Annotated in this window: 20 protein-coding genes and 3 pseudogenes; 12 read left to right on the top strand and 11 right to left on the bottom strand. The window is 58.1% G+C overall.

The features are described from left to right. Positions 1-115: 115 nt before the first annotated feature. Entirely contained in the window at positions 116-901 is a 786-nt protein-coding gene (locus EXW71_RS00690) for a helix-turn-helix transcriptional regulator (RefSeq protein WP_123718259.1), read from the top strand. 15 nt (positions 902-916) lie between these two features. On the opposite strand, the gene EXW71_RS00685 is transcribed toward EXW71_RS00690, so the two are convergent. From EXW71_RS00685 to EXW71_RS00670, 4 genes are read right to left on the bottom strand one after another with little or no spacing between them, the layout of a single operon-like run. Further along, positions 917-1,996, bottom strand: a complete 1,080-nt coding sequence (locus EXW71_RS00685; RefSeq protein ID WP_134657181.1) for a polyamine ABC transporter substrate-binding protein — start codon at positions 1,994-1,996, stop codon at positions 917-919. Positions 1,997-2,056: 60 nt separating this feature from the next. Next, complete coding sequence (locus EXW71_RS00680; protein ID WP_134657180.1) at positions 2,057-2,398, bottom strand: cupin domain-containing protein; 342 nt, start codon at positions 2,396-2,398, stop codon at positions 2,057-2,059. A gap of 25 nt (positions 2,399-2,423) precedes the next feature. Then, complete coding sequence (locus EXW71_RS00675; RefSeq protein WP_134657179.1) at positions 2,424-3,830, bottom strand: FAD-binding oxidoreductase; 1,407 nt, start codon at positions 3,828-3,830, stop codon at positions 2,424-2,426. Positions 3,831-3,879: 49 nt separating this feature from the next. Then, a complete protein-coding gene (locus EXW71_RS00670) occupies positions 3,880-4,689 on the bottom strand; it encodes an AraC family transcriptional regulator (protein ID WP_123718254.1) in 810 nt (269 codons plus the stop codon). A 253-nt stretch (positions 4,690-4,942) separates the two neighbouring features. Between EXW71_RS00670 and EXW71_RS00665 the strand changes: the two genes are divergently transcribed. After that, positions 4,943-5,215 (top strand): DUF1652 domain-containing protein, encoded by a 273-nt coding sequence (locus EXW71_RS00665; RefSeq protein ID WP_123718253.1) that lies wholly within the window; start codon positions 4,943-4,945, stop codon positions 5,213-5,215. A 37-nt stretch (positions 5,216-5,252) separates the two neighbouring features. Here EXW71_RS00665 and EXW71_RS00660 read toward each other — a convergent pair whose 3' ends face one another. After that, positions 5,253-7,700: a UvrD-helicase domain-containing protein gene (locus tag EXW71_RS00660; RefSeq protein WP_134657178.1), complete on the bottom strand. Its 2,448-nt coding sequence runs from the start codon at positions 7,698-7,700 to the stop codon at positions 5,253-5,255. A 218-nt stretch (positions 7,701-7,918) separates the two neighbouring features. Here EXW71_RS00660 and EXW71_RS00655 point away from each other — a divergent pair, with 218 nt between their 5' ends. After that, positions 7,919-8,614, top strand: coding sequence for a pirin family protein (locus EXW71_RS00655; RefSeq protein WP_134657177.1), 696 nt, complete (start codon positions 7,919-7,921; stop codon positions 8,612-8,614). A gap of 66 nt (positions 8,615-8,680) precedes the next feature. Here the strand turns inward: EXW71_RS00655 and pgm are convergent, their stop codons facing one another. The 4 genes from pgm to EXW71_RS00635 all read right to left on the bottom strand — a co-directional run bounded on the left by pgm (position 8,681) and on the right by EXW71_RS00635 (position 15,017). Then, positions 8,681-10,324, bottom strand: a complete 1,644-nt coding sequence (gene pgm, locus EXW71_RS00650; RefSeq protein WP_134657176.1) for a phosphoglucomutase (alpha-D-glucose-1,6-bisphosphate-dependent) — start codon at positions 10,322-10,324, stop codon at positions 8,681-8,683. 104 nt (positions 10,325-10,428) lie between these two features. Then, positions 10,429-11,835: a PLP-dependent aminotransferase family protein gene (locus EXW71_RS00645; protein ID WP_134657175.1), complete on the bottom strand. Its 1,407-nt coding sequence runs from the start codon at positions 11,833-11,835 to the stop codon at positions 10,429-10,431. A 36-nt stretch (positions 11,836-11,871) separates the two neighbouring features. Then, a complete protein-coding gene (locus tag EXW71_RS00640) occupies positions 11,872-13,290 on the bottom strand; it encodes a hypothetical protein (RefSeq protein WP_134657174.1) in 1,419 nt (472 codons plus the stop codon). A gap of 704 nt (positions 13,291-13,994) precedes the next feature. Continuing rightward, a complete protein-coding gene (locus tag EXW71_RS00635) occupies positions 13,995-15,017 on the bottom strand; it encodes a zinc-dependent alcohol dehydrogenase family protein (protein ID WP_123718248.1) in 1,023 nt (340 codons plus the stop codon). A gap of 266 nt (positions 15,018-15,283) precedes the next feature. Between EXW71_RS00635 and EXW71_RS00630 the strand changes: the two genes are divergently transcribed. The 6 genes and pseudogenes from EXW71_RS00630 to EXW71_RS00605 all read left to right on the top strand — a co-directional run. After that, positions 15,284-16,198: a LysR substrate-binding domain-containing protein gene (locus tag EXW71_RS00630; RefSeq protein ID WP_123718247.1), complete on the top strand. Its 915-nt coding sequence runs from the start codon at positions 15,284-15,286 to the stop codon at positions 16,196-16,198. A gap of 546 nt (positions 16,199-16,744) precedes the next feature. Further along, positions 16,745-17,077 (top strand): hypothetical protein, encoded by a 333-nt coding sequence (locus EXW71_RS00625; RefSeq protein WP_123718246.1) that lies wholly within the window; start codon positions 16,745-16,747, stop codon positions 17,075-17,077. 938 nt (positions 17,078-18,015) lie between these two features. Then, positions 18,016-19,278, top strand: a complete 1,263-nt coding sequence (locus EXW71_RS00620; protein WP_134657173.1) for an ABC-three component system protein — start codon at positions 18,016-18,018, stop codon at positions 19,276-19,278. Beyond that, positions 19,275-19,763 (top strand): three component ABC system middle component, encoded by a 489-nt coding sequence (locus tag EXW71_RS00615; RefSeq protein ID WP_123718244.1) that lies wholly within the window; start codon positions 19,275-19,277, stop codon positions 19,761-19,763. The genes EXW71_RS00620 and EXW71_RS00615 overlap by 4 nt, the downstream gene beginning before the upstream one ends. Continuing rightward, complete coding sequence (locus EXW71_RS00610; protein WP_134657172.1) at positions 19,760-21,724, top strand: DUF3732 domain-containing protein; 1,965 nt, start codon at positions 19,760-19,762, stop codon at positions 21,722-21,724. The genes EXW71_RS00615 and EXW71_RS00610 overlap by 4 nt, the downstream gene beginning before the upstream one ends. A gap of 91 nt (positions 21,725-21,815) precedes the next feature. Beyond that, a pseudogene (locus EXW71_RS00605) lies at positions 21,816-22,064 on the top strand (DUF892 family protein); the annotation flags it as partial. Positions 22,065-22,200: 136 nt separating this feature from the next. Here EXW71_RS00605 and EXW71_RS29275 read toward each other — a convergent pair. Both EXW71_RS29275 and EXW71_RS29270 read right to left on the bottom strand, forming a co-directional pair. After that, positions 22,201-22,281: pseudogene (locus EXW71_RS29275) on the bottom strand (KGG domain-containing protein); the annotation flags it as partial. A gap of 60 nt (positions 22,282-22,341) precedes the next feature. Then, positions 22,342-22,506 (bottom strand): annotated as a pseudogene (locus tag EXW71_RS29270) (general stress protein); the annotation flags it as partial. 298 nt (positions 22,507-22,804) lie between these two features. On the opposite strand from EXW71_RS29270, the gene EXW71_RS00595 reads away from it, so the two are divergent. The 3 genes from EXW71_RS00595 to cyoB all read left to right on the top strand — a co-directional run bounded on the left by EXW71_RS00595 (position 22,805) and on the right by cyoB (position 26,040). Further along, positions 22,805-23,059 (top strand): metallothionein family protein, encoded by a 255-nt coding sequence (locus EXW71_RS00595; RefSeq protein WP_123718241.1) that lies wholly within the window; start codon positions 22,805-22,807, stop codon positions 23,057-23,059. 103 nt (positions 23,060-23,162) lie between these two features. Then, a complete protein-coding gene (gene cyoA, locus EXW71_RS00590) occupies positions 23,163-24,065 on the top strand; it encodes a ubiquinol oxidase subunit II (RefSeq protein WP_134657170.1) in 903 nt (300 codons plus the stop codon). A gap of 1 nt (position 24,066) precedes the next feature. Next, positions 24,067-26,040 (top strand): cytochrome o ubiquinol oxidase subunit I, encoded by a 1,974-nt coding sequence (gene cyoB, locus EXW71_RS00585; protein WP_134657169.1) that lies wholly within the window; start codon positions 24,067-24,069, stop codon positions 26,038-26,040. The last annotated feature ends 1 nt before the right edge of the window (position 26,041 follow it).

The following is a 26,041-nucleotide window of genomic DNA, read 5'->3' as shown; positions in this document are numbered from 1 at the left end:
CGAAGGTATCGGCTGGGGTCATGTCAGCCAATTCCCCTATTGGCGTACTCCCCTTGACGATACCCGACAAAAGCCGAACCCTTGGCCCCACTATTCGAGGCCGGGAGCCTGTTACATGAACGTGTTCAGGGAAATCGGCATGCATGCGGGGCTGGGGCGCACCCTGTCACAAATCGGCACCGAGCGGTTCTGGAAACAGCTGGTGCTGTTGCTGCATGAGTGCCTGCCCTTCGATAACGCCCTGGCGATCTTCTACCCACTGGAAGGCCCACCCCAGGCGCTGGAGGAATACGACGCCCAGCCCAGCAGCAAACCGGCGTCGATGCTGGTTTACCTCAATGGCTTGTATTTGCTCGACCCGTTTTTCCAGGCGTGCCGCGAAGGCTATGCCAGCGGCGTGTACCGCCTGGAGGAAGTGGCACCGGACCATTTTCGCCAGAGTGAATACTTCCTCAACTACTTCCACGACAACGTATTGGAAGACGAGGTGCAATTCATCCTGCAACTGCCGGGTGCAGGTACTTTGTCGCTATCCCTGGGCATGCAGCGGCGGTTCAGCTCTGAAGAAAGCGGGCTGATGACCCTGCTGGCGGCGTGGGTGCTGCCGTTGATGCAGCAGCATTGGCAGCAAAGCACTCAACGCGCGCCGGCGATGGACAGCCAGATCAGGGATGCACTGAGCCAGTTCGGTTGCGGCGTGCTGTCGGAACGTGAGCTGGAAGTCGCTCGGCTGGTGTTGCGCGGGTTCTCGTCCAAGGCCATGGCCGAGCGCCTGAATATCTCGCCGGACACCGTGAAGGTGCACCGGCGACATCTCTACGCAAAGCTGGATATCTCGTCACAGCCGGAACTGTTTTCGTTGTTTATCCAGTCGCTGGGGCATGACCTGGAGAACCCCTGAGCCCAAAAAGAGAGATCATCGACCGGTACGAACGGTGTTCCACACCCGCGTGCGCACCCGGTCGATATTCAACGGCATCGCCTCCAGCGCAAACAGCTTGCCCATCATGTCCAGGCTCGGGTACACCTTGGTGTCGGCCTTGATTGCCGGGTCCACCAGGCTGTCGGCCGCGCTGTTGCCATTGGCGTAGTGCACATAGTTGGTGATGCTGGCCATTACCTCCGGGCGCAGCAGGTAGTTCATGAACGCGTAGCCGGCTTTTTCGTCGGGCGCGTCGGCCGGCATGGCGACCATGTCGAACCAGATCGCAGCGCCCTCCTTGGGAATGTTGTAGCCGATATTCACGCCGTTCCTGGCTTCCTTGGCACGGCTTTCGGCTTGCAGAATGTCGCCGGAGAAACCGACGGCCACGCAAATGTCGCCATTGGCAAGGTCTGCGGTGTATTTCGAGGAATGGAAGTACGCCACGTACGGCCGCACTTTCATCAGCAGGTTTTCAGCTTTTTTGTAGTCTTCGGGCTTCTTGCTGTGATGCGGCAAACCCAGGTAGTTCAGCGCGGCCGGCAGCAGTTCCGGTCCGTTGTCGAGGATTGCCACCCCACACTTCTGCAGCTTGGCCATGTTTTCCGGTTTGAAGATCAAGTCCCAGGAGTCCACCGGTGCGTTGTCGCCCAGTACGGCCTTGACCTTGTCGATGTTGTAGCCGATGCCGGTACTTCCCCACAGGTACGGAAACCCGTGGGCATTGCCCGGGTCGTTGTTTTCCAGGGCCTTGAGCAGTACCGGGTTGAGGTTTTTCCAGTTGGGCAGTTGGCTCCTGTCGAGCTTTTTCAGCGCGCCGCCCTGAATCTGCCGGGCCATGAAGTGGTTGGACGGAAACACCACGTCGTAACCCGATTTACCGGTCATCAGCTTGCCGTCGAGGGTCTCGTTGCTGTCATAGACGTCATAGGTGAAACCGATGCCGGTTTCTTTCTGGAAATTTTTGGTGGTGTCCGGCGCGATGTAATCCGACCAGTTGTAGATTTTCACCGTTTCGGCGGCCTGGCTGATAGAGACCACCCACATCAGGGGCAACAGGGCAATGGCTTTCATGGTTCGATTTCCTGGCGGTTTTAGGGCTGTTTTTATGGCAGGCGATCAAGGATCAAAGCGTTACAGAATCAATACATAGGTCTTGCGCACGGTCTCCTGGATATCCCAGACCCCGGTGCTGTTGGCCGGCAACATCAATGCATCGCCGGCTTGTATGTGAACCACTTCCCCACTGTCGGGGGTGAAGGTGCAGCGGCCCTGGATAAAGTGGCAAAACTCCTGGGATTTGATTTGCCGGCGCCAGCGCCCCGGGGTGCACTCCCAGATGCCGGTTTCGACGCCGTCGTCGCGCTCCACGTGCAAGGTCGAGGCTATGGCGATGGGCTCGCCCAGTGGCACCGCCACGGGTGAAGCATCCGGCAGGTGAGCGTTCAGCGTGTCTTTGAAATGAGTGATGCTCATGTAACTCCCCGTGTGAGTGAAACGATCAGTGCATGAAACCTTCCATGAAACCGGCTACAGCGGTCGCGCATTTGCGTCGCCAAGGCGCGGTCTTGGGGTTGGCCAACACTTGGTCTTCATGGACAAAACTACGAATAATCGCGTTGTAACCCAGCCAGCGGCATGGCTCGGGCTCCCAGGGCTTGAGCGCGTCCAGGCCACGCTCGCGGATCACCCAGGGCTGGTGGGTCAATGGCGTGTCGAGACCCAGGATCAGGTCAGCCAAGGTGCGGCCGCCCAGGTTGGTGGCGCCGACGCCCTCCCCGCCATAACCGCCGGAAAGCGCGATACCGGTCTTGTGATCACACAACATGTGTGGCCGGAACCTGCGTGACATACCGAGGTTGCCACCCCAGGAGTGGGTAATCCGCACGTTCTTCAGCTGTGGGAAGAGTTCGCCGAACAGGTAACGACGCAGCTCGACTTCGCTGTCGGTCAAATCGAAGTCGTGCCGTAACTTTCCGGCGAATTGATAGCCGCCGCGGGCACCGAATACCAGGCGATTGTCCGCAGAGCGCTGGCCGTAGGTGACCTGGCGGCTGCTTTCGCCGAACGCCTGGCCATGGTTCAAGCCGATTTCATCCCAGGTGGCGGCGGACAGCGGTTCTGTGGCGACAATCAGACTCTGCACCGGCAGTTGATAACGCCCCAGCACGGGCAAGGTGTTGGCGTAGCCCTCCACCGCCGGCACTACCCAGGCGGCGCGCACACTGGCTTGGGCGGTACGCAGGCTGCCGGACTGCCAGTGGCTCACCGGGCTGTTTTCGTAGATCGTCACGCCCATGCTCTCCACGACCCGCGCCAGGCCGCGCACCAGCTTGGCGGGGTTGATCGTCGCGACATGAGGTGCATAGATACCGCCATAGGGCTTGGCGATACGGATCTGTTCGGCCAACTGTTGCGGGCTCAACCAGCGGTAATCGTGTTCAGTGAGGCCCTGGGCGTGAAGCTTATCCAGGTAACGGCGCAGGCTGACTTCCTGTTCGGGGTAGCGCGCGGCGCAATACAGCGCACCGCCTTTGCGGTAGTCGCAATCGATCCCTTCGCGGGCCAGCACCTGGGCCACTTCATCGGGAATGCCGTGCAACAAATCGAATGAGGCCCGGCGTTGTTGCGGGTGAAGCCCCGCCAACAAACGGTCTTCACCCAACAGATTGCCCATCAGCCAACCGCCGTTACGGCCGGATGCGCCAAAACCCGCCGTTTGTGCCTCGATAATCGCGATTTTCAGCTCGGGCGCCTGGCGTTTCAGGTAATACGCGGTCCACAGCCCGGTATAACCGGCGCCGATAATGGCCACGTTGACGTCCAGGTCATGGGCCAGGGCCGGCCGCGCCGCCAGCGGGTCGTCCAACTGGTCCATCCATAAACTGATATTTCGCCATGCCGGCATGCCAGGCTCCCCTGCCTCGTTTCGATAGGGGTGATCCTAGAGCGTGACGTTATGGGCTGTCTTGCGCGCGTGCACGCAGAGAAATTTGTTTGACGTACGCCTTGGGCGACTGCCCGGTGTGCTGGCGAAACGCGCTGTAGAACGCCGATAGCGAGTTGAAACCGGCAGCGAACGCCAGGTCATCGACTTTTATCGGCGGTACGGCCTTGTCCAGGCTGGCCAGCAAGTGTTGCAGCCGCGCATGGTTGACGTAGCGGTAGAAGCTCTGCCCCAGCACCTGGTTTAACAGGTAGGAAATCTGATTGCGGCTGTAGCCACATTCCTTGGCCACCCGTTGCAGATCCAGCGCCGGGTCCAGATAAGGTTGCTGCTGCTCAAAATAGTGCTGCAGGTCGTTGGCCATATGCCCCAGTTGCTGGGGCGACAAGCCCAGGCGACTGACGGTCGGGCGTATGGCCTGGGTCGGTTGCTCATGCACCAGCGACGCGTACTCATTGACCTGCCAGATCAAGCCGTCACGTACGGTGATCGCTTCGCTGGTGCGGAAAGACACCAACCCCTGGCCACCCCGCAAGGTGATGCGGTACTGGATGAAGGCGGTGTCACCGTCGGCGCGAATGCGGTCAGTGTGCTCTATGGCCTCGTCCGGCCCACGGGGCATGCTGGCCTGCAGGTACTCACGCAGTTCGGGGTAACGCACTACGCGGTTCTGGAAGAAATCGTGGTACTGGATGTCCGGATGGTAGTAGGACATGACCCCGTCCAGGTCCCGATGGCGCCAGCACAAGTGGTGACGCAGCACCAAGTCACCGGTGGCCTGGGTGTTTTGGCAATCATCGGCTGCAGCGATGTCGGGCATTTAGGACTCTGCGGCGGGTAAACGGTTGAGATTGCCGAATTTCAGCAACCCCTTCAAGGGTTGATCAGCGCTGATCACTAGTGGCCTTTTGCCTAATTTGAGGCCGGGCTTGATCTATGTCAAAGAGTCGGAAAACAACCGCCGAATGGAAGGAAAAAAGTCACACGCCAGTTGCGAACGAATGCTATTTTGAAGTTCTACAACCATGACCAGAGACGGTCCTGGCCCTGCCGCGAGCTAAAGGAAGCGCTCAATGAACAAGGTGGGCAACATGAATAAAGTGACGTTCCCCAACGCGTGCCAGCTGATGCGCTGGCATTTTCATCCGATGGGCTTCGAAGGCAGCATGGATGCGCCTGGCAGCATGATCGTGCGCCTGTTCGACCGGGTCAGTGGCGAGACGTTGATCGCCATCGCCGGCATCCCCTGCGCCACCGTGATGAATGCTTCCGATGTGGAGCGAATTATCGAGGCGGTGGAGGATGAGTTGGAGTCCTTTGTACCACCGCTGTCTTTACGCGCCTGAGTCAATCAGCCGGAGCACCTGGGCGGCACTGCGTGGCTCATCCACGCTGATCGTCGAAAAACGCTTTCTTGCCGTCCACCCGTTCCGAGGCCCTGGGTACATTCACACCCAGGCCTTCCGGTTTCTCTACGTACCAATAGCAGTGGCTGACGGCCCGGGTGATGCCGACGTAGGCCAGGCGCAATACTTCATCTTTTTGCGCCGAGTCATAAGGCTCGCTGTCACCCTCATTACCCAGCCCGGCCATGCGGTAGACTTGGTTCTTGTAAGGCGAACTGGTGACGTGCTGGCAATCCCCCAGCAGGAAGACCGCATCCGCCTGCAGCCCCTTGGCGCTGTGATAAGTCAGCTGTTTCAATCTGCGCGCCGCCGGCGGCAAGCTGGAATCTACATTAACTACCGACTGAATATGCTCTTGAATCAATAGCTTATCGCTGCTTTTTCTATACAGCATTAACACCGAATCGCCCCTTTGGTAATGCTCCAGCAGCGTACGCCCCAGCGCCGCGTCGTCGCGTTCCAGCACCACTACCGGCACCAAGGGCTTGGGGATGCCACTGGCCTTGGCCTTTTTGCCGGGGATCGCCGGGGCGCTGCGCACGACATGCTCGGCGGCGTCGATGATGTGCTGATGGCTGCGGTAGTTCTCGCCGAGCATCACACGGGTGGTCGTGGGCGACGGGAATTCCTTGTTGAAGGCCATGAAGTATTGGGGCGAACTGCCACGCCAACCGTAAATCGACTGCCAATCATCACCCACGCACAATAACGAAGAACGTTGCGCCCCACGCCCCACGTGCATCGCCGGGCCGCGGCTGCGGATTTCGCGCAGGCTGGCACGGACCCACGACACGATCTGCGGCGAGATGTCCTGGAACTCATCGATCATCAGGTGCGACATCGGGCGCAGCAGCGGGTCGCTGAGCAACTTGAGGTTTTCGGGGGTATTTTCGCCGAACAGCGAGAACATCCGGTTGTAAGTCATGATCGGCGGCGATTGGTCGAGCAAGTGATCTTCCAGGGCTTTCCAGAAAATGCTCAAGGCTTCGAAGAAGAACCGGTCGGGGTCGTCCTTGGCGAAGCTCATCCGGCCCACGGCGGTGGGCACGTCCAGGCCAAGGTTCTCGATGAAGCCGGCAGCCGTGACAAAGCTGTCCAGCAACGGCGCCGAGACCAATTCCCCCTTGACCTTGTAGTCGAAACCGGGACCCGCCGTAGCTTCACCCGCCAGGGTGCCCAAAAGCCGTTTAGACGACTCATAGCTATCAAGCCAAATCAAAGGCTTACGGCAGAAAGCTTGAAACAAGGTTCGCTTCACCGCCCATTCCGCGCGCACTGCCAGTTTGGCGTTGGGGCGGGTTATCTGCGGGTTTTCCCGCGAATCGAAGCCCAACACCACCCAGGCATCCAACTCAGGGATGTAGCCATGGCAATGAAACTGCGCGCCATTGATCTCAAAGGTCTGCCGGCTGGGTTCGATACCCTTTATCGGCCAGGCGCCTGCGCGAAACCACAGGTCTTCGATGACATCGCAGAGTTCTTCATCGCGCTTGGCCGCCAGTTCGGTCACCGCCATGCGCTTTTGCACATCCGGGTGATCGCGTTCCAGCTCCTTGAGTTGCAGGCCCTGGCGCGCCAACGGCACGATCAGTTCACGAAAGCGCTCATGGCGGCCATGCAGGCGGTGGTAGCAGGCATTCATCTGTTGGCGCTGCGCATCGCTGATACGCAGGTCGAACGGGTTGCCGTCGGCCTCCTCGACACCGCTGCCAAGGTTTTCGAAAGCCTGCAGCCGTTCAAAGCCCGGCAAGCTGCGCACCATGGGCAGAATACGCGAGTGGAAGGTGCGCACCACGGCTTGGGCCTCTTTGATGCCAAGGGGTTGGCCCCACAGGCTGAGAATCTCCATGAGCTTGCTAATGAAGTCTTTGCGTGATTCACGGGTGAAGGTCACCACGGTCATCGAACTGAGCTCGAAGCCCAGATAATGGGTCAGCAGCAGGATACGCAGCACCAGAGAGGTGGATTTACCGGCACCCGCGCCGGCGATGACCGAGGTCGAGGGCGTATCGCTGAAGATCATCTTCCATTGCGCCGCGCTGGGCTGGGCATGCTCCGGCAGCAGTCGCGCCACGTCGGCCTTCATACGCTTTTTCACTTCGGCGGTCAGGGGCAGGCGCCAATCATCGAACAGGCTGTCGTCTATCCCTGGTGCGCGATGCTCGTCCGGGCGAAAGTCGCGGATCAGCAGGACTTGCCGGCCTTCTTCGATGCCATCGGCCTTACCCTCGCGATAGCCGTATTCCACGCCCGCCTCGTGCCCGCTGCGAAAACCATCAGCCTGGCCATGCAGCCAGGAGAACCGATGCTGGGCGCGCAAACGGGTCAGACCATGCCCGAACAGGCGCGCCGCCAGGCGCTTGAGCAGGGGCATTTCAGCTATTGGGCGCAGCTCGGGCGGTAGATCGGGCTTTTGTTGCGGCACGCGGACTCCTGCGATGTGCTTGACTTTGACAAGTGCGCCATGGTCGCCGGAATCGGCGTTCAGTTCCAGCCAATTGCTTTTTCGTCATGCAGTTAGGCGATGAAGTGAAAGTCAAAACGCGCGCAACCCATCTAATCGGCTGATAGGAATCAGGCACTTTTTACGCTTTTTATCGATCATCCACTCCCGGAAAATAGGGCCATACACAGGAGACGATCATGCTTGAACTTCGACCATTCAACACCCTGGGCGGCGCCCATCACGGCTGGCTGGACGCTCATCACCACTTTTCATTCGCCGAGTACCACGACCCCGAGCGCATGCACTGGGGCAACCTGCGGGTGTGGAACGACGACATCATCGCGCCAGGCACCGGTTTCCCACAGCACTCACACCGCGACATGGAAATCATCACTTATGTGCGTGAAGGCGCGATCAGCCACGCCGATAACCTCGGCAACAAGGGTCGCACCGAGGCCGGCGACGTACAGGTGATGAGCGCCGGCACCGGCATCGCCCACAGTGAATACAACCTGGAAGCCACGCCGACCAAGATCTTCCAGATCTGGATTATTCCGAACCAAACCGGGCTGGCACCGTCCTGGGGAGCCAAACCGTTTCCCAAAGGCGATCGCGAGGGTTTTGTGACCCTGGCCAGCGGCAAGGCCGGCGACAGCGAGAGCCTGCGCATTCGTGCGGATGCACGCCTGGTGGCAGCGAACCTGAAAGCTGGGGAGACTGCCGAATACCGGCTGGACAGCGGACGCCGTGCTTATCTGGTGCCGGCTACCGGCGTGATTGAAGTCAACGGCTTGCGCGCACACGCTCGAGACGGCGTTGCGGTGGAGGATGAGCAGGTGTTGCGGGTGACGGCGATTGAGGACAGCGAGATTGTCCTGGTCGATCTGGCCTGATCCTCATCCCTGCACGTCATCATCAATGTGGGAGCGGGCAAGCCCCCTCCCACACTGCTACTGCGGTTACTGGGAAATGGCGCCGTCTACCAGCACCTGCGCCTCTTCCACCAATTGCTTGAGGTGATCTTCACCAATAAAGCTCTCGGCGTAGATCTTGTAGATGTCCTCGGTACCCGATGGGCGCGCCGCGAACCAGCCATTTTCGGTCATTACCTTCAAGCCCCCGATCGCCTGGTTGTTGCCCGGCGCATGACTGAGGATCTGCTGGATGCTTTCCCCGGCCAATTGCGTGGACGTGACCTGCTCTGGTGACAGCTTGCCCAGCAGCGCTTTCTGCGCCGGGGTGGCCTTGGCGTCGACACGGATCGCGAACGGTTCGCCGAGGGCGTCAGTCAGGCCACGGTAGATCTGGCTTGGGTCCTGGCCTTTGCGCGAGGTCATTTCCGCCGCCAGCAAGGCCGGGATCAGGCCATCCTTATCGGTGCTCCACACGCTGCCGTCTTTACGCAGGAACGAAGCGCCGGCGCTTTCTTCGCCGCCAAAGCCCAGCGAGCCTTCGAACAGGCCATCGGCGAACCACTTGAAGCCCACCGGTACTTCGTACAGGCGACGGCCGATGCGTGCCGCAACGCGATCAATCAAGCCGCTGCTGACCACGGTCTTGCCCACGGCAGCGTCGGCGCGCCAGTCAGGGCGGTTCTGGAACAGGTAGTCAATCGACACCGCCAGGTAGTTGTTCGGTGCCAGCAGGCCGCCGGACGGGGTGACGATGCCGTGGCGGTCGTGATCCGGGTCGCAGGCGAAGGCGACGTCGAAGCGCTCCTTGAGGCCGATCAGACCTTGCATGGCGTAGCTTGACGACGGGTCCATGCGGATCTGGCCGTCCCAGTCCACGCTCATGAAACGGAAAGTGGAGTCGACTTCGGTGTTCACCACGTCCAGGTTCAAGCGGTAGTGTTCAGCAATCGCCGACCAGTAGCGCACCCCTGCTCCGCCCAATGGGTCAACGCCCAGACGCAGGTCCGCGCTGCGGATGGCGTCCATGTCGATCACATTGACCAGGTCGGCCACGTAGCTGTTGAGGTAGTCATGGCGATGGGTGGTGTCAGCCTTGAGCGCTTGCGCGTGGGTGATGCGCTTGACCCCGGCCAGCTTGTTGGCCAGCAGTTCGTTGGCCTTGGCTTCGATCCACTTGGTGACGTGGGTATCGGCCGGGCCACCATTGGGAGGGTTGTACTTGTAGCCGCCGCTTTGCGGCGGGTTGTGGGACGGTGTGATCACAATACCGTCCGCCAGGCCGCTGGTGCGGCCACGGTTGTAGCAAATAATGGCGTGGGAAATTGCCGGTGTCGGGGTGTATTCATCCCCTTCGGCCAGCATCACGTGCACGCCGTTGGCGGCCAGGACTTCCAGCGCGCTGGCGCCGGCCGGCGTCGACAGGGCATGGGTGTCCAAGCCCACAAACAGCGGGCCATTGATACCTTGGGCTTCACGGTAAAGGCAGATGGCCTGGCTGATGGCGAGCACATGCCATTCGTTGAAACTCAGCTCGAACGAGCTGCCACGGTGCCCCGAGGTGCCGAAAGCCACACGCTGGGTGGAGATTGCTGCATCAGGCTGGCCGGTGTAATAGGCCGTGACCAGTCGCGGGATATCCACCAGCAACTGGGCTGGTGCCGGCTTGCCCGCAAAAGGACTGATAGTCATGCATAAACCTCGAAAAGAAGGATTCGGAAAAAATGACAGTTTACTGAGAGTTGGACTACTTCGCGACGATATCGATCCGACAATCATTGGAGATTTTTCATACGCTAGTCGGTCTGCGCCTCGCGCAGTGCCTGCGCCAGGGAATCCAGGGTGATATCCAGGTTGAGGTGCCCATTGAACGTGTGACTCAGCCGCATATGCTGATGGTGCAAGCCACTGAGACTGAACAGTTCACCCGGGCCAATCACGACCTGTTGAGCAACCATGCGTTGGAACACCTGGCGCATATCCACCGCCGCCACCGACTGTAACCAGAAGCTGGCGCCGGCGATGGGCATTCGATAGGTCACGCGCCCGTCCATGCGCGCATCCAGGCGCTGGCTCATGGCCTGTGCCTGCTCGCGCAAGTGCTCGCGCAGCGTCTGCAGGTGCTGGTCGAACCGGCCATCCTGGTAAAGCTGGGCAATGGCGCGCTGACGGATAGACGACAGCCTGAATGAGCGCAACAGGAATTGGCGCTGCAGCTCGCTGCTCAAGTGCCGTGACAAGGCATAACCGAAAGGGGCTTCCGGCCCGAGTACCTTTTCGAATGAAGAGAACACGATCAGCCGCTCCGGGTTGACCAGGTTTCGCAAGGGGACCGGGGACGACGCGAAGCTCAGTTCACCGAATGTATCGTTCTCCAGCAACCAGCAGCCATAGTGGTCCAGCAGATGGGCCACGCCCAGCCGCTCCTCGGCCGACAGGGCAATGCCCGACGGCATGCTGACCACCGATGACAACAGCACCAGGTGCACCGGCTCGTGACGCAGCCAGTGTTCGAGCGTGTCCAGGTCGAGGCTGCCGCCGGCCTGCCAAGGCAACTCGACGACCCGCACACCGGCCGCCTGCAACAGGCGCAAAATCAGATAATCACAGGGGGACTCAACCACCACCACGCTGCCCTTGAGCCCCAGAGCGTCAATCAGGATCTCCAATACACCCTGCAAGTCTGCGCCGATGTACACGTCATCGGCTTGCCAGCACCGTGTGGGCGACGAGGTGTAGCGCGCCGCCAACGCTGTGCGCAGCTCCCAGACGCCGCAGGGTTGCAACCAGGGCTGCAGGTGATGCGGATGCCGCCGCACCAGTTGGCGCTCCAGCATCAGCAATGCACCGTCGAGCGAGCCCAGCAGCGCCGGCTCATCACCGCTGAGTACGACCATCGCCGGACGCCGCGCCGCCGCATACAACCGCTCAAGCAGATCGGCGCCGGTCATCACTTGCGGCTTGACCGTCACAGGCCAGGCAAAATAGCCGGATTTGGCCACCGAGTAGACCCGTCCCTCCTTTTCCAACAATGAGTAAGCGTACTGAATCGTCGAGATCGACACGTTCAACCGTGCCGACAACTGCCGCAGGGACGGCAGTTTGACCGGTATTTCCAGGCTGACTTCGTTGATCAGGTTGATCATGTAGCGGTACACCGCCTGGTAAGCGAAATCCGCCTGTCGCTCACCGCGCAGGGTCATTGCCGCTTACCTGAACTGACAAACCGATGCACGCGGCTAACGCCCTGACAACTGTGCAGCCTGCGCCTGGACCAAATGCCGGTCGCACAGTTGGGCACTCCGCCCGATCTGCATCGGCCGCTTGCGATAGAGGAGTTGCAATAACGGCAACGGCAACCCGCTGGTGTCGACCGCCCATTGCTGCAACACATCGCCGGCAGGCTTGCCTTGCAACACGTTGTGCAGTTCGGGGAGCGCCACCAGCATGCCTGGGTGGCATTGGCGCAGGTAGCCTTCGAGTCGCTCGCCGTGGTGAATGAATGGCGAGAACAGCAGGCAAGTCAATTGCCCTTCATCCAGGCCAAAAAACTCCTGGGCATAGGTGGCTGACAGAATACGTCCGTCGTCACCGCTTGCCTCCTCAATCAGGTGGTGTGGAATCTGTCGCCGGTACATGTAGTCCATTGCTTGTCTGATAAAACTATCCACCCCTTCCTCGTAGGAAAGCTCTCGCAGGCATTGCGCCTGCAGTCCATGCATATGCGCCATCAGCAAAGGATTGGGGAATCCCGGATGACTGAAATGAAACGCGAAGGGGTCCGGTTTACGGGCCAGGAACTGCGTCAGCAGCGGTGCCGAGGTAACGTCCACGCCCTCCAGCAGATCGTCGATGCCGATATACGCCAGATGACGGTGCCCACTCCGCCCCGCACTGTCGCTCTCCACATACTGTTCGCCGTAGAGTTCGCGGTAACAACCGGTACTCCACTCTTCCATACGTGCATACAACGCATTGAGCGATAGCGGCCTGCCGGGCGCCACGGTGATACCCGCCGCGATGGCGGTCTTTTTGAGCCAGGCAAGGTACTGGCTTTGCTTGCGCGCAGAATCGCCACTGACCACCGCATGCACGCCACCGCCCCACGTAGAGGCCCGCTGGTAGAAATCCCCCAGGCGCAAGTAGGTGTCGCTACACAATGTCGCCCTGATATCGCCGGTAGTCACGTGCCCTATCATCAGCATATTGCGCCGGCTGACCTCACGCCCCGCACTCGACGCCGGGCGCTGATGATTGAAAGGCAACACCTCCTGATTCTCCACCAGCAGCAGGTCTACGCGAGGGTCGTCGTGGAAGAACAACGCGCTGTAGCCTTGCTGCAGGGTATCCAGGGTTGCCTGGGTCATGCCCGCATGCCGCAAGGTTGCCACGCGCAGATGAAATGTCTTGGGCGCGCGCCCGGCGATGGTCAATTGCGCCGCCCGAAGCAGCGCCAGCGTGTAACTGCTGACAGCACCGCCGCCATGGGCGACAAGTACCTTGTAGTCACCTACTTGCTCCATGCCGCCGGCGGCCACCACAATTCGCTGAATCAGTAATTGAAGTGCGGTACGTTCGGCACGCGTAAAGTGTCCGATCAACCGTTGCAGAACTTGATGATAAACATAGTTCATGGCTTGCTCGTGAATTGCGCTCATTGCTCTACTACCCGAGTTGAAATATCAGTTTCAAGCAACTGCCAAGAGCAACTGCCTGACCTATTACATCTGTAGGTTTATTTCTCATTACAGGGCATGAGGATGAATCAACATTAGCACCCTGCAACAAACCCACCGGAGCTTCCCTGGCGGTACTTTAGAGTCCAGCCCCCTGCAAGGCCGCGATCCTGCGCACCCCACAACGAAAACAGGACTAGCCCTAGGAATACTCCGACAGCGTCCTACTCCCCTTTAACTAATAGATTAGGGAAATATCCGACCAATATTAATTTGCCCTCTCACCCGACTCCTGAATAAACGCCCAGGCATCCCGGATAAACTTTTTATACAGACAGGCAGGCCAACATTAGTTTTGACGAGGCGACGCGGGAGTTTCAGATAGTCAATCATTGCTCAGTCCTTGAGATGACAGTGAAGGCACAATTATCGGCACTCAAATAATGATTAACAGATACAGAAGAGCGTCAGAAACCCGTTCAGATGATCAACCGGCCAGACTTTAATGGCGCCCACACAACAACGCCGCGCTGGAATTCAGGGCGGCGCAAGGGGCAAAGGTATTGTTTGCAGGGCGCAAGGGCCCGGGGGAGGCTTAACCCAGGTGCAGGTTAAGCCCTGACAAATGGCGTATTTGCCTCATCCAATCGGACCCAGGCGTGCTCATTTGCGAATACTCCTACAGCTCAAACAGCCTCAACTTGCAAGGCAACCCGCTCGCGGCACGGGCATTCGTCCATGTAGCGGTGCGCTTCGACGAACTGGCTGAACGGAAACACCGTGGTTTTCAACGGCACCAGCACGCGGTCGGCGGTCAGTTGGTTGATATCGCGCAACGCACGTTGCAGCGCCACCTGGTCCTGGATGATCCCCAGCTCCGGCTTACCCGTGAAGTTACCGATGCAGTGGACGAAAAACTGAATGTTCTTCTGGAACGCAGCACAGGCCGGGAAAGGCGTCTGGTTGCCACCCTGCAAGCCATACAACACCAGGCTGCCACGCGGTGCCAGTACATCGCCGAGCAGCGACATCTGTGGGCCACCCAAGCCATCGAACACCACATCCACGCCGCGGTTATCGGTATATTTGTTGATCTGCATGAGCAGGTCCTGCTCTTCAGTCACGATCACCTTCTCTGCGCCCAGGGAGAGCAGATACTCGCGTTCCGCGCTGTCCTTGGTCGCGGCAATCACTCGCACACCCAGGGCTTTACCCAGTTGCACGAACGAAGGCCCCGCGCAGTGGCTGGCGTCAGTCACCAGGGCAAACTGGCCGGGCTTGACCCGTGCCAGGTCCACATAAGCAAAGTAGGCAATCAACAGCGGCGTGTAGTGCACGCTGGCTTCAATGGGGCTCAAGACGTCCGGGTAGCGGGTCAAGGCCGAGCGAGGCAGAACGATCTGTTCGCCATACACCGGGTAGTCGTTGGGGCTCTCGGCCGGAAAACTGGCCACCTTGTCACCCACTGCCAGGTCGTCAACGCCGTCACCCAGGGCGACAACCACCCCGGCCATCTCATGGCCAAGGCCCGACGGTAGACGAGCGTGGGAAGACGCCAGGTTCTGACGCCAAAGAATGTCGTACCAACTGATGCCGATCGCATCGACGCGCACCTGCACTTCGCCCGGTGCGGGCTGTGCGGCTGCATGCTCTTCGCACTTGAGCACCTCGGCCGGACCAAACTTGTGAAAACGAATCGTGCGGGACATCGCAAACCTCGTCAAAGTAACCTCTAATGCCATGAACTCTATCTGGGCTTTCCAGGCAAGGCCACCGGTCGCCATTAATAGTCAACATGCCTGCCATTGATTCCGCATCTGAGGAATAGACCCCAACGATCGTAAGAAACTCAATTAGCCGGTGCAGAGTACCAGTCTTTACCCGTAAGATTCATGCCGGTCATGCTTTTGAATGGAATCCAAGGTTCTGAATATGGCCGCTCTCGTCAAGTTTGCTGACTCTTCCAGGACACAAGATGAACCGTAACGACCTGCGTCGTGTCGACCTTAACCTCTTGATCGTATTCGAAACCTTGATGCATGAGCGCAGTGTGACCCGCGCCGCCGAGAAATTGTTCCTTGGCCAGCCGGCCATCAGCGCAGCCTTGTCACGCCTGCGTGGGTTGTTCGATGACCCGCTGTTCGTGCGTACCGGGCGCAGCATGGAACCATCGGCCCGCGCCGTGGAAATCTTCGCACTGCTCTCCCCGGCCCTGGACTCGATCTCGACCGCCGTCAGCCGTGCCGCCGAGTTCGACCCGGCCACCAGCACCGCGGTCTTCCGAATCGGACTGTCCGATGACGTCGAGTTCGCCCTGCTGCCCCAACTGCTCAAGCGCCTGCGCGCCGAAGCTCCGGGCATTGTGCTGGTGGTGCGCCGAGTCAACTACATCCTGATGCCGGGCCTGCTGACCTCCGGCGAAATCTCCATCGGCGTCAGCTACACCGCCGACTTGCCGGCCAACGCCAAGCGCAAAGTACTGCGCCGCAGCCTGCCGAAACTGTTACGCGCCGACAGCGTACCCGGCTCCCTGAGCCTGGACGACTTCTGCGCCCGCCCCCACGCACTGGTATCGTTCGCGGGCGACCTCAGCGGCTTTATCGACGAAGAGTTGGAAAAGCTCGATCGCAAGCGCCACGTCGTACTGGCCGTGCCGCAGTTCAACGGGCTGGGCACACTGCTGGCAGGCACCGACATCCTCGCCACCGTGCCGGACTACGCAGCCGAGGCCCTGACCTCCGCCGGCGGCCTGCGCGCCGAAGACCCGCCGCTGCCGGTGCGCAGCTTCGAGCTGCACATGGCATGGCGTGGCTCACAGGATAACGATCCGGGGGAGCGGTGGTTGCGGTCGCGGATTCAGATGTTTTTTGGCGACCCGGATAGTCTATAAGTGTCGTCGGGCGGGCTGTTCAATCTGATCATTTCTGACTTTTCATAGGCCATGAAGATCCATTCACTTCCAGAGTATTGCCACACTTGGGGGCATATTTGAGGGCATGCTTTGGATGGTTTGAAAAGGATGCCACAAGCTCAAGATCCAACACCCCCTTCGCGAAAAATCACACCGCTGGTGTTCCCTGCAGTCGTAGAGCGTTATCCGATCACCTCGGTTAATGGCTGAACCTCCTTACAAGAAGTGGGGATAATCGAGTGTTCGACAATGATGATAGCTTGGAGCCATCAATGGATGTGTTCGTGAGCTTGCGCTTGCTATTACACACCCGGCCGCCAACCCCCATCATCCATACAAGGACATCATGATGTGTATTCCAAGCCCATCAGATAAAGGTGGGGGATTCGGATAGCCTTGAGATCGACCAGGGGTGCCTTCAACATCCACCGATTATTGGATGTGTGTTGCAATCCGAGGTAGTGGCACCATGATCTCAAAATGGTTAAAATCGCCTTCTTTTAGTAGCTCGCAGGATAGCTAGCAATGGATAGCGACGAGGCTTCACAACAGGAAAAAAAATCGAAATCTCCCTATTTTGATCTAAAGGATGCTTATCAAGAGGTATCTGGAGCGATAGGTGCCAAAGACACTGCTTTGGCTGGAGCCAAGCTTTTCGGCAAGGGGCTGTTCAACTCCGTTCTTTACGCAGGGACTTCGGCAGTAAAGAAAGTACGTGAAGCAAATGAACTGAAAGAAACATATCAAGACTTGCCGGATGCACAGTTACAGAAACTGCGCGACACGGGCAGGCTCGAAGAGAAAATGGCAGCCAATGCCGTTTTAAAAAACCGCCAAGGAACTGATCAAGAGGTATAGATATGTCGTGTAGTCAATGCGGAGCTGGTAATCACACACTGCGGAACTGCCCTAACGTTAATCGATGCTCTGTATGCAGCAAACCCGGGCATAACGCTCAAACGTGTCCGGATGCCAGACGTTGCAGTATTTGCAGTGGGCGCAGTCATGATGCCCGTAACTGCCCAATGAAAAAATAAAGATAAAGGAGGGATAGTTGCTTTGTGAAGGAGCTAGAAGTATCTCCTTGCAAACTAACTTCCCTCTTATTATTCAGTGAAAAACTTGTGACATCTTATGCGAAACCTACCTAGCCAGTGAAAACCTTAAACCTAGGCGTGCGAGACACCAACAGCGAGGGTGAACGCGATATCTACACCAGCTTCAAGACGGAGCTAGGCGAATCACAGCTACGGGGGCAGAGGCAGGACGTCATCGCGCCTGGTGCAAGTAGTTGCCATGTGCCATCACTCAAGTCAGAATATGCGCAAAGGAGTTTCGGTTAGGTCAGGTTGTTCATGGAAAGGATGCCAGCACGAGCGCAAAGCCCAAGGGTAATGTTCGCCCTAGGCGTATACGTCGCAGCGCCGCTCATCTCGCGCCTCCCCACTGGCATCAAACATCGCGCCACGACTTCCCGCTGTAAAAGCACCAACAACCGAATTACTTTCACTCCAGCGCGACCTATACCCTCTCACGCAAATCTCTCCTCGTGCCGGTGTCGTCTCCACACACTTACCCGGCACCATCAAGCTTTCACTCGCAAGATATGGTGGCACCGTGAGCAAGCCCTCGCCTCAATGCTCGCAGCCACTCAGACAGTAATAGCCAACCACTTCACATCAGGCGTTGCTTGCGGCATGTACGACCACAACAGAAGGCGGTCGATAGAATCGGCTCGCCCCCAATTCCTGGCACAGCAGGCCTGGGATGAACGATCTTGGAGCATGGGCTGAATTATGAGTTCTGTAGCAAGCAACGATTCCGCAGATCAAAAGAAAGATAGCGATCCCTACAGCGCCGGAGAACAGGGGCTGGGCTACATCTTCCAACCTCGCTTTGCGTTGTACCAGGCATTAGAGCTTCCAGAGGACACCGCGATCCTCATCGAGAAGGAAGATGACCTCGACTTCCTGGAGTCCTCTGGAAAGAAGACACTGGCCTCTCTCAAGCACAAGGCTGTTGGTGAACGCCTGACTGACCTGTCTGTCGACTTCTGGAAGTCGGTAAATATCTGGCTAACTCGTTACCAAGCCAATGGGCGGGTTGAGTCTGATTATCAGTTTTTTCTGTTCACCACCTCGTCCGTCGCACCGGATTCATTCTTGAGATTCTTTCTGTACGGTGCCAATACAACGGAAGCTCAGCCCAGCCTTTGGCAACTAACAGAGAACACGCTCGCCAACAGCAAGGCGAAATCGTTCATCAAGATTAAGGAGTTGCTCTCGAAGCTGACAGCGCTGGAGAAAGAGGACTTCGTATCGAGAATCACGATTATTGACAGCACGCCTCGGATTGGCGATCTCCCAGCACTCATCAAGGCCCAGAAAATGCGGCCAATCCGTGCTGAGCACAGAGATGCAGTCTTTGAGCGCCTGGAGGGATGGTGGAATGACCTAATCATCCAGATGCTCTGCGACCCGCAGAGTGAGCCCGCATATGCCCGAGACGTTTCGGAGAAGCTGTTTAACTTCAGTGAGGAGTACAAGGATGACAATCTTCCGATCACCTTCGAGGACGCGACACCCATATCCCCCATTGATGCGAGCAACGATAACCGGCTGTTCGTAAGTCAACTCCGTGATCTGAAATTGAGCCCCAGCCGCATTCGGAATGCGATCCTGGACTACTACCGAGCATTTGAGCAGCGCTCCGCCTGGGCAAGGCACCGCTTGGTGGGCTCTGAAGAAATCATGAAGTATGAACGCCGGCTGACGAATGAGTGGGAGCGCACCAAAGACGTCCTATTCGATGATGCACTTGGTGCGTCAATCGAGGACTGCTCTGACCAGGAACTGATTGCCGTTGGCAAGAAGCTGTATACCTGGGCTGAGACAGAAGCTCAGAAGCTTGCTCACCTGAAAATCCGGGCACGCGTGACAGAGCCTTACGTACTTCGCGGCAGCTTTCAGATTCTCGCCAACAAGCGCCCCTTTCCCACCGTTTACTGGCATCCACAGCTTCTGGATCGCCTATCCAAGGCTGCTGGAGAGACCGAATGATGCGCTGGGATGAGCGTCCGTTTGAGACCAAAAATCTGTTCAACCCTGCCTTCTGCGCGGTAGTCCTGATGCGTGCACTCAAGGCCTATGCGGTGGTAGATCCCAAGGGGATGCCATTTTCGATGTCACTGCTTGTATTGCCGCTGAGCCTCCATCACGAATCTCGAAGCGCGCTGCTCAAGCACTACAAGGGCTACCTGCTCAAGACGGTGGAAACGTACCCCCAGATGCAAATCGGGCTGGCCGAGCGGGTAACCGAGATGCTGCCATTCACGTTCGAGGCATTTGCGTTGGCGCACTACACCGACTGCTTCGAGGTCACCCCGCACGGACGATTTCTCCCGAAAGCCAGGAGGGTTAAAGCAGACATCGAGGGCACCGAGGAATCAGTGGCATGCCAACGCGCAGCGGCTCTGCTGGGGAGAGAGTTCGCTAAAATTGCAGACAGGGTTACGGTGTACACCGCTTTTGGAATTCGACCATGAAAATCAGCTCCATCCATGTATACAGCCACGACGGCCAGCGACGCGATGTCAACTTCGAAGTCGACGGACTTAACATCATTACGGGCCGCTCGTCGACAGGTAAATCCGCCCTTTCGGACATCATCGAATACTGCATGGGCCAATCCAACTTCAACGTTTCGGATGGTGTTATTCAGGACAAGGTGTCTTGGTTCGCAGTGATCTATCAATTTCCGGACGTGCAGGTCATGGTCGCGAAGCCGGCCCCACGGTCAGGCGGCGCGAGCTGCAGCCTGGCTATGACGCGTACCGGGGAGTTTGTGCCCCCCCCTGAGTTTTCCGAGCTTGTGGTCAACACGGACGACACCGCCGTCACCTCGTTGCTGTCACGTCAACTTGGCATTCCGGAAAACCGCACAGAGGTGGCGGAGGAGCACACGCGTAATAGCTACGAAGCCTCCATCAAGCATTCGTACTACTACCTGTTCCAAAGGCAGGGCCTGGTTACCAATAAGGATCAGCTTTTCTATCGCCAGAACGAGCCGTTCCAACCCCAGGCGATCAAAGATACGCTTCCCATCCTGCTGGGCGCTTCAACCAATGAGCGTTACGAGCTGCAGACCAGGCTCCGGACAGCCCAGCGAGACCTAAGAGCCCAGGCAAAGCTGCTGGAGCAGGCAAAGCAAGCGGTGGGCAACAACCGAAACCAGGCCATCACACTACTGACTGAAGCCAAAGCGGTAGGAATACTCCCTCAAGAGTCCTCCATTGGGGAGGTCGAGGAGATCATTGCAGCCCTCAAAACAGCAGCGCAGTGGACTCCCGCCAAACCGCCCGCCCAGCCTGAGGACAAGGTCCCCAAGTTGGAGACTGAGCTGGCCAAGCTGAGGAAAACCAAGCGCGAGATCAAATCCAAAATTGAAGCCGGCCAGATATTCGAACGGCGTGCCGGCGGCTTTCAGAGCGAGGCATCGGAACACATCGACCGCCTCTTATCCATCAAGTCGCTTCCGAAGAATGCAACAACAGGCGAATGGCAGTGGCCTTTCGCAGAAAAGAACCTGGCCATGGAAACCCCCATAGCCCAAGCGCTCATCGGTGAACTGGCGTCCCTGGAAGCAGAAATGCAGACGGTGATGGGGCAACGTCCGCAAATTCAGGGCTACTTGGCGGAAGAAAACCAACGCCTTCAGGACACAACCAAGTCAATTGTCGAGAAGGAAGCGGAGCTGACAGCCGCCATCGCCGCCAATACCGTGCTGGCTAACGCACAGAAGCAAAGCGACGCAGCCAAGTATGTGGTGGGACGCATCAGTTTTTTCCTTGAGGGCTTCGTCCCAGACAATGCGCTAAAACGGCAAGAGGCTGACTATCGTCGTCGGGAAATGCGCGTACAGGAGCTTGAAAAGGCACTGGCAGATGTCGATGTGGACGACCGCCTGGCATCGATCATGAACAGCATCTCGGCACAGTTCAATCTGTACAACAAACGCTTCGAATCTGAATTCAGTGCCTACCCGGCGCGATTCGACCTGAAGAAGCTGACCATCATTTTCGATCGTCCTGAGCGCTCTGTGCCGATGGCTCGGACAGGCGGTGGCGAAAACTACCTGGCGTATCATCTCTCTGCCCTGCTCGCCCTGCATTGGTACTGCGTCAAGAGCAATCGACCCATGCCGCGATTCTTGGTGATCGATCAACCGACCCAAGTGTATTTCCCCTCAGAGGAGTCGTACAAAGCGGTCGACGGTACGGTATTGAACACTGAGCAATCCGATGCAGACATGGATTCGGTGCGCAAGCTGTTCAACCTGCTATACCAGTTCACGGTCGAAGACGTACCAGGCTTCCAGATCATCATCACCGAGCACGCCAATCTACGGGATGACTGGTTCCAGAAGTCTCTGGTCGAGGCACCTTGGAGCAAACCTCCGGCGTTGGTGCCTGAAGGCTGGCCACTCAAGGGTGAAGTGACGTTCTGACGAGATGTTGAATGCGCCGCTCTTCTTAGCGATGGATACCAAATGCATCCACTTGAGTTGCATCGAACTTAGGCAAACCGGAAGCTTGAGCTCGCTGATGAGCGACGAAGTGGTCAAAGGCGCAATGGCCGGCTACGTGTTTGAAAACGTCGAGATCGCAACTTATACGGTGCTGATTGCCGCCGCGAAAGCCGCAGGCGATAAGCAGACTCAAGCGGCCTGCGAGAAGATATTGCCGCAGGAAAAGGCAATGGCTAAATGGATTCTCGATCATCTGCCTGAAATTACTGAGGCGTTTCTCGCCCGATCCGAAGACCCCGAGCTGGAAGCGAAAAAATAAACTCAAGTGCGCAGTCTTAACCGGCTGCATGCTTAGTTACATATATAAAAGTTATCGCAGAACCAATAAAACGCTGAGCTAATTAAAGATGATCAGGCCTCGCCAACATCACGAGGCCTGATCCATTCAACCCGCATTACGATTTACGGCCACCTCCGTGGCTGTTTTCTCCGCCCTTCTTGCCGGCCTCGGACGCCTTCTCACGGTCCTGGGCAAAGTTGCCGCCGCTGCCGCTGCCCTGCCCGCCGGAGCCCGAAGATTCGCTGGCTTGACGCCCGCCACCGTGGCTGTTTTCACCGCCTTTCTTGCCAGCTTCGGCCGCACGCTCCTTGTCGTTGGCAAAGTTGCCGCCCGATGCCTGGCCACCTTTACGACCTGCTTCGGAGGCTTTCTCTGGGTCGTTCGCAAAGTTGCCTGGATTCTCGTTGCCTTTGTTAGCCATGTCAGTTCACCTCGTGAGTTAGTTAACGAGCCATCGACTCGTGTAGTTGTGAGTAACTCCCACGTCGTGAAGTTTGAGATAAATTGCAAAGGCTGGACGAGCGGACACCGATGGATAGTTCATGAGCTTTCACAAACTTCCGATCACTGGAACTCGCCGCTTCGCTAGTTATACCGCTCGTCTCCCGAGGCGTTTTTAATTACAACTAACTATTTCAACGCCTTTCGAAGAGTGTGTGAACCGCAAACGCGCTTGGGCTTCAGCGCGACGTTATCGGTTAATTTCAAGGAGACGAGAAATGTCAGAACCTTCCCTCAGATGCGCTTGTTCGACATGCACGTGCACGCTTTATTCCGACCGCGTCTACCCGCGTGACGGCGCAGACTTTTGCAGCCAGGCCTGTGCCGATATGCATCCCGGCGGGCAGCCCTGCCCGGCGGTGGATTGCACCTGCGAGCAAAGCGTGGCCACCTCGCAGCGCAAGGTCAGCGATTCGCAACTCGATCAGGCATTGGAAGAAAGCTTTCCCGCCAGCGATCCGATATCACCCTGACCTCTACCCCGGATGCGCCACTGTCCGGTGGCTGCACTCCACACGCGCCGCACCTGGTTGAATGAGCCTGGCGCCTTCCGTTTCTGGTCGAGGTAGAGCACTGATGCGTACGCTCAAGCGTTGCCTATTCATCACCTTTGCAAGCCTGCTTCTGTCGGGCTGCAACTTCATTCTGTTCAACCCGAAGGGCCAGGTCGGGATCGAGGAGCGCAACCTCATCATCCTGGCAACGGCATTGATGCTGATCGTCGTCGTCCCAGTGATCGTGATGATGTTCTGGTTTGCCTACCGCTATCGCGCTTCCAACGAGAACGCCGACTATGCGCCGGACTGGGCCAGCTCCCACAAGATCGAGGCGGTGGTGTGGGGCGTGCCGCTGGTGATCATCATCATTCTTGGCGTCGTCACCTGGGAAACCACACACCGACTCGATCCCTATCGACCGCTCGACTCGGATGTACCGCCGCTGAATGTGCAGGTGGTGGCGACGGACTGGAAGTGGGTGTTCATTTACCCCGACCTCGGCATCGCTACGGTGAACGAGCTGGCGCTGCCGGTGCATACGCCGGTCAGCTTTACCGTCACCTCCGACGCCGCGATGACTTCGTTTTTCATTCCCGCGCTGGGTGGCCAGATCTACGCGATGGCCGGCATGCAGACCAAGCTGCATCTGATCGCCAACGAAACCGGGAAATTTCCCGGGATTGCCGCGAATTACAACGGGCCCGGGTTCTCCGATATGCACTTCAACACCCTGTCCACTACGCCCGCCGAATTCGAGGCCTGGGTGAACACCGTCAAAAGCGCGCCGCAAACCCTCGACACTAAAACCTACAACGAACTGGCCAAGCCAACCCTCGGCCATCAGGTGACGTACTACGCAAGCGTCCACCACGGGTTGTTCCAGGCCATCGTCGACAAATACGAAGGGATGAATAAAGCCAGGCGCACCACAGCAAGCGAAACGGGCAACCCTGCTCAAAATCGGATGGCGGAGGAGCGTTGATATGTTTGGAAAACTGAGCTGGGACGCCGTCCCGACCGAACAACCCATCATCATGTACACGCTGGCGGTGGTCGCCTTGATTGGCGTCGGTATATTTGCCTGGGTGACCTGGAAAGGTTATTGGGGCTACTTGTGGCGCGAGTGGTTTACCTCGGTGGACCACAAGAAAATCGGCTGCATGTACATCATTGCCGCGCTGGTCATGCTGCTGCGTGGGTTTTCCGACGCGATCATGATGCGCACCCAGCAAGCCATGGCCTCCAGCGGCGGGCCGGGCTATTTACCGCCGGAACACTACGACCAGATTTTCACGGCGCATGGTGTGATCATGATTTTCTTCATGGCGATGCCGTTTGTGGTCGGCCTGATGAACGTGGTGGTGCCGTTGCAGATTGGCGCACGGGACGTGGCCTTTCCCTTTCTTAACGCGTTGAGTTTCTGGCTGTTCGTGGTCGGTGCGGTGTTGGTGAACATTTCCCTGGGCGTGGGCGAATTCGCGCGGACCGGCTGGGTGGCCTACCCGCCTTTATCCGGCATCGGCTACAGCCCCGGCGTGGGCGTGGACTACTACATCTGGTCACTGCAGATATCCGGGATAGGCACGTTGCTGACGGGGCTGAACTTCTTCGTGACCATCCTGAAAATGCGTACCAAGGGCATGACTCTGTTCAAGATGCCGATTTTCACCTGGACGGCGTTGTGCACCTCGATCCTGATACTGGGGGCGTTTCCGATCCTCACCGCCACGCTGTTCATGCTGTCGCTGGACCGCTACCTGGACATGCACTTTTTCACAAATGAGGCCGGCGGCAACCCGATGATGTACGTCAACCTCATCTGGGCGTGGGGACACCCCGAGGTGTACATCCTGATCCTGCCGGCGTTCGGGATTTTCTCCGAAATCGCCGCGACCTTCAGCCGCAAGCGCCTGTTTGGCTATGCCTCACTGGTGTGGGCGACCATCGCGATTACGGTGCTGTCGTTCATTGTGTGGCTGCACCACTTTTTCACCATGGGCGCCGGCGGCAACGTCAATGCGTTCTTCGGCATTATGACGATGATCATCGCGGTGCCGACCGGGGTGAAGATCTTCACCTGGCTGTTCACAATGTATAAAGGCCGCATCCGCTTTGAAACACCGATGCTGTGGACGCTCGGCTTTATCGTGACGTTCAGCATCGGCGGCATGACCGGCGTGCTGCTGGCGGTGCCGGGCGCGGACTTCCTGCTGCACAACAGCCTGTTTCTGATCGCGCACTTCCATAACGTGATCATCGGCGGCGCGGTGTTCGGCTACATGGCCGGGCTGACGTACTGGTTTCCCAAGGCCTTCGGTTTCACCCTCAACGACCGGCTTGGCAAGATCTCGTTCTGGTGCTGGATCATCGGCTTTTACTTCGCGTTCATGCCCTCCTACATGCTGGGTTTCATGGGCATGACCCGGCGCCTCAACCACTTCAATAATCCGGAATGGCGCCCATGGCTGATGCTGGAGTTGGTCGGTGTGGGGATCATTCTGTGCGGCGTCGCCAGTCAGGCATTGCAGTTGTATGTGAGCATCAGGCACCGCGCGAAGAATCGCGACAAGACCGGCGACCCCTGGGACGGCCGCACGCTCGAATGGGCCACCTCATCGCCGCCGCCACTGTACAACTTTGCCGAGCAACCCACGGTCGATGACCTGGACGCGTATTGGGCCATGAAAGAACGCGGCACCCGCGTCACGCGCCTGACCGACTATCGGCAAATCCATATGCCGCGCAATACCAGCGCCGGCCTGATCATGAGCGGTTTCACCTTGGTCTGCGGCTTCGCGCTGGTCTGGCATATCTGGTGGATGGCGATCTTGGGCTTGGTGGCGACGGTCGTGACCCTGGTCATTCGCAGCAATGACGCAGACACCGACTATTTCATCCCCGCGCAGGAAGTGGCCCGGATCGAACACGCCAGGCTCAACGACCTGGTGCAGGAGTGAT

Origin of the sequence: Pseudomonas sp. BCA17, assembly GCF_004519405.1 — a bacterium.
Taxonomy (GTDB): Bacteria; Pseudomonadota; Gammaproteobacteria; order Pseudomonadales; family Pseudomonadaceae; genus Aquipseudomonas.
The sequence above is the reverse complement of the archived record's forward strand: the minus strand, read 5'-3'. Positions and strand labels throughout refer to the sequence as shown.

Excerpts from the sequence above, each read along its gene's own strand:
- EXW71_RS00690 (WP_123718259.1), top strand. The coding sequence starts at position 116 with ATGAACGTGTTCAGGGAAATCGGCATGCATGCGGGGCTGGGGCGCACC.
- EXW71_RS00685 (WP_134657181.1), bottom strand. The coding sequence starts at position 1,996 with ATGAAAGCCATTGCCCTGTTGCCCCTGATGTGGGTGGTCTCTATCAGC.
- EXW71_RS00680 (WP_134657180.1), bottom strand. The coding sequence starts at position 2,398 with ATGAGCATCACTCATTTCAAAGACACGCTGAACGCTCACCTGCCGGAT.
- EXW71_RS00675 (WP_134657179.1), bottom strand. The coding sequence starts at position 3,830 with ATGCCGGCATGGCGAAATATCAGTTTATGGATGGACCAGTTGGACGAC.
- EXW71_RS00670 (WP_123718254.1), bottom strand. The coding sequence starts at position 4,689 with ATGCCCGACATCGCTGCAGCCGATGATTGCCAAAACACCCAGGCCACC.
- EXW71_RS00665 (WP_123718253.1), top strand. The coding sequence starts at position 4,943 with ATGAACAAGGTGGGCAACATGAATAAAGTGACGTTCCCCAACGCGTGC.
- EXW71_RS00655 (WP_134657177.1), top strand. The coding sequence starts at position 7,919 with ATGCTTGAACTTCGACCATTCAACACCCTGGGCGGCGCCCATCACGGC.
- pgm (WP_134657176.1), bottom strand. The coding sequence starts at position 10,324 with ATGACTATCAGTCCTTTTGCGGGCAAGCCGGCACCAGCCCAGTTGCTG.
- EXW71_RS00645 (WP_134657175.1), bottom strand. The coding sequence starts at position 11,835 with ATGACCCTGCGCGGTGAGCGACAGGCGGATTTCGCTTACCAGGCGGTG.
- EXW71_RS00640 (WP_134657174.1), bottom strand. The coding sequence starts at position 13,290 with ATGAGCGCAATTCACGAGCAAGCCATGAACTATGTTTATCATCAAGTT.
- EXW71_RS00635 (WP_123718248.1), bottom strand. The coding sequence starts at position 15,017 with ATGTCCCGCACGATTCGTTTTCACAAGTTTGGTCCGGCCGAGGTGCTC.
- EXW71_RS00630 (WP_123718247.1), top strand. The coding sequence starts at position 15,284 with ATGAACCGTAACGACCTGCGTCGTGTCGACCTTAACCTCTTGATCGTA.
- EXW71_RS00625 (WP_123718246.1), top strand. The coding sequence starts at position 16,745 with ATGGATAGCGACGAGGCTTCACAACAGGAAAAAAAATCGAAATCTCCC.
- EXW71_RS00620 (WP_134657173.1), top strand. The coding sequence starts at position 18,016 with ATGAGTTCTGTAGCAAGCAACGATTCCGCAGATCAAAAGAAAGATAGC.
- EXW71_RS00615 (WP_123718244.1), top strand. The coding sequence starts at position 19,275 with ATGATGCGCTGGGATGAGCGTCCGTTTGAGACCAAAAATCTGTTCAAC.
- EXW71_RS00610 (WP_134657172.1), top strand. The coding sequence starts at position 19,760 with ATGAAAATCAGCTCCATCCATGTATACAGCCACGACGGCCAGCGACGC.
- EXW71_RS00595 (WP_123718241.1), top strand. The coding sequence starts at position 22,805 with ATGTCAGAACCTTCCCTCAGATGCGCTTGTTCGACATGCACGTGCACG.
- cyoA (WP_134657170.1), top strand. The coding sequence starts at position 23,163 with ATGCGTACGCTCAAGCGTTGCCTATTCATCACCTTTGCAAGCCTGCTT.
- cyoB (WP_134657169.1), top strand. The coding sequence starts at position 24,067 with ATGTTTGGAAAACTGAGCTGGGACGCCGTCCCGACCGAACAACCCATC.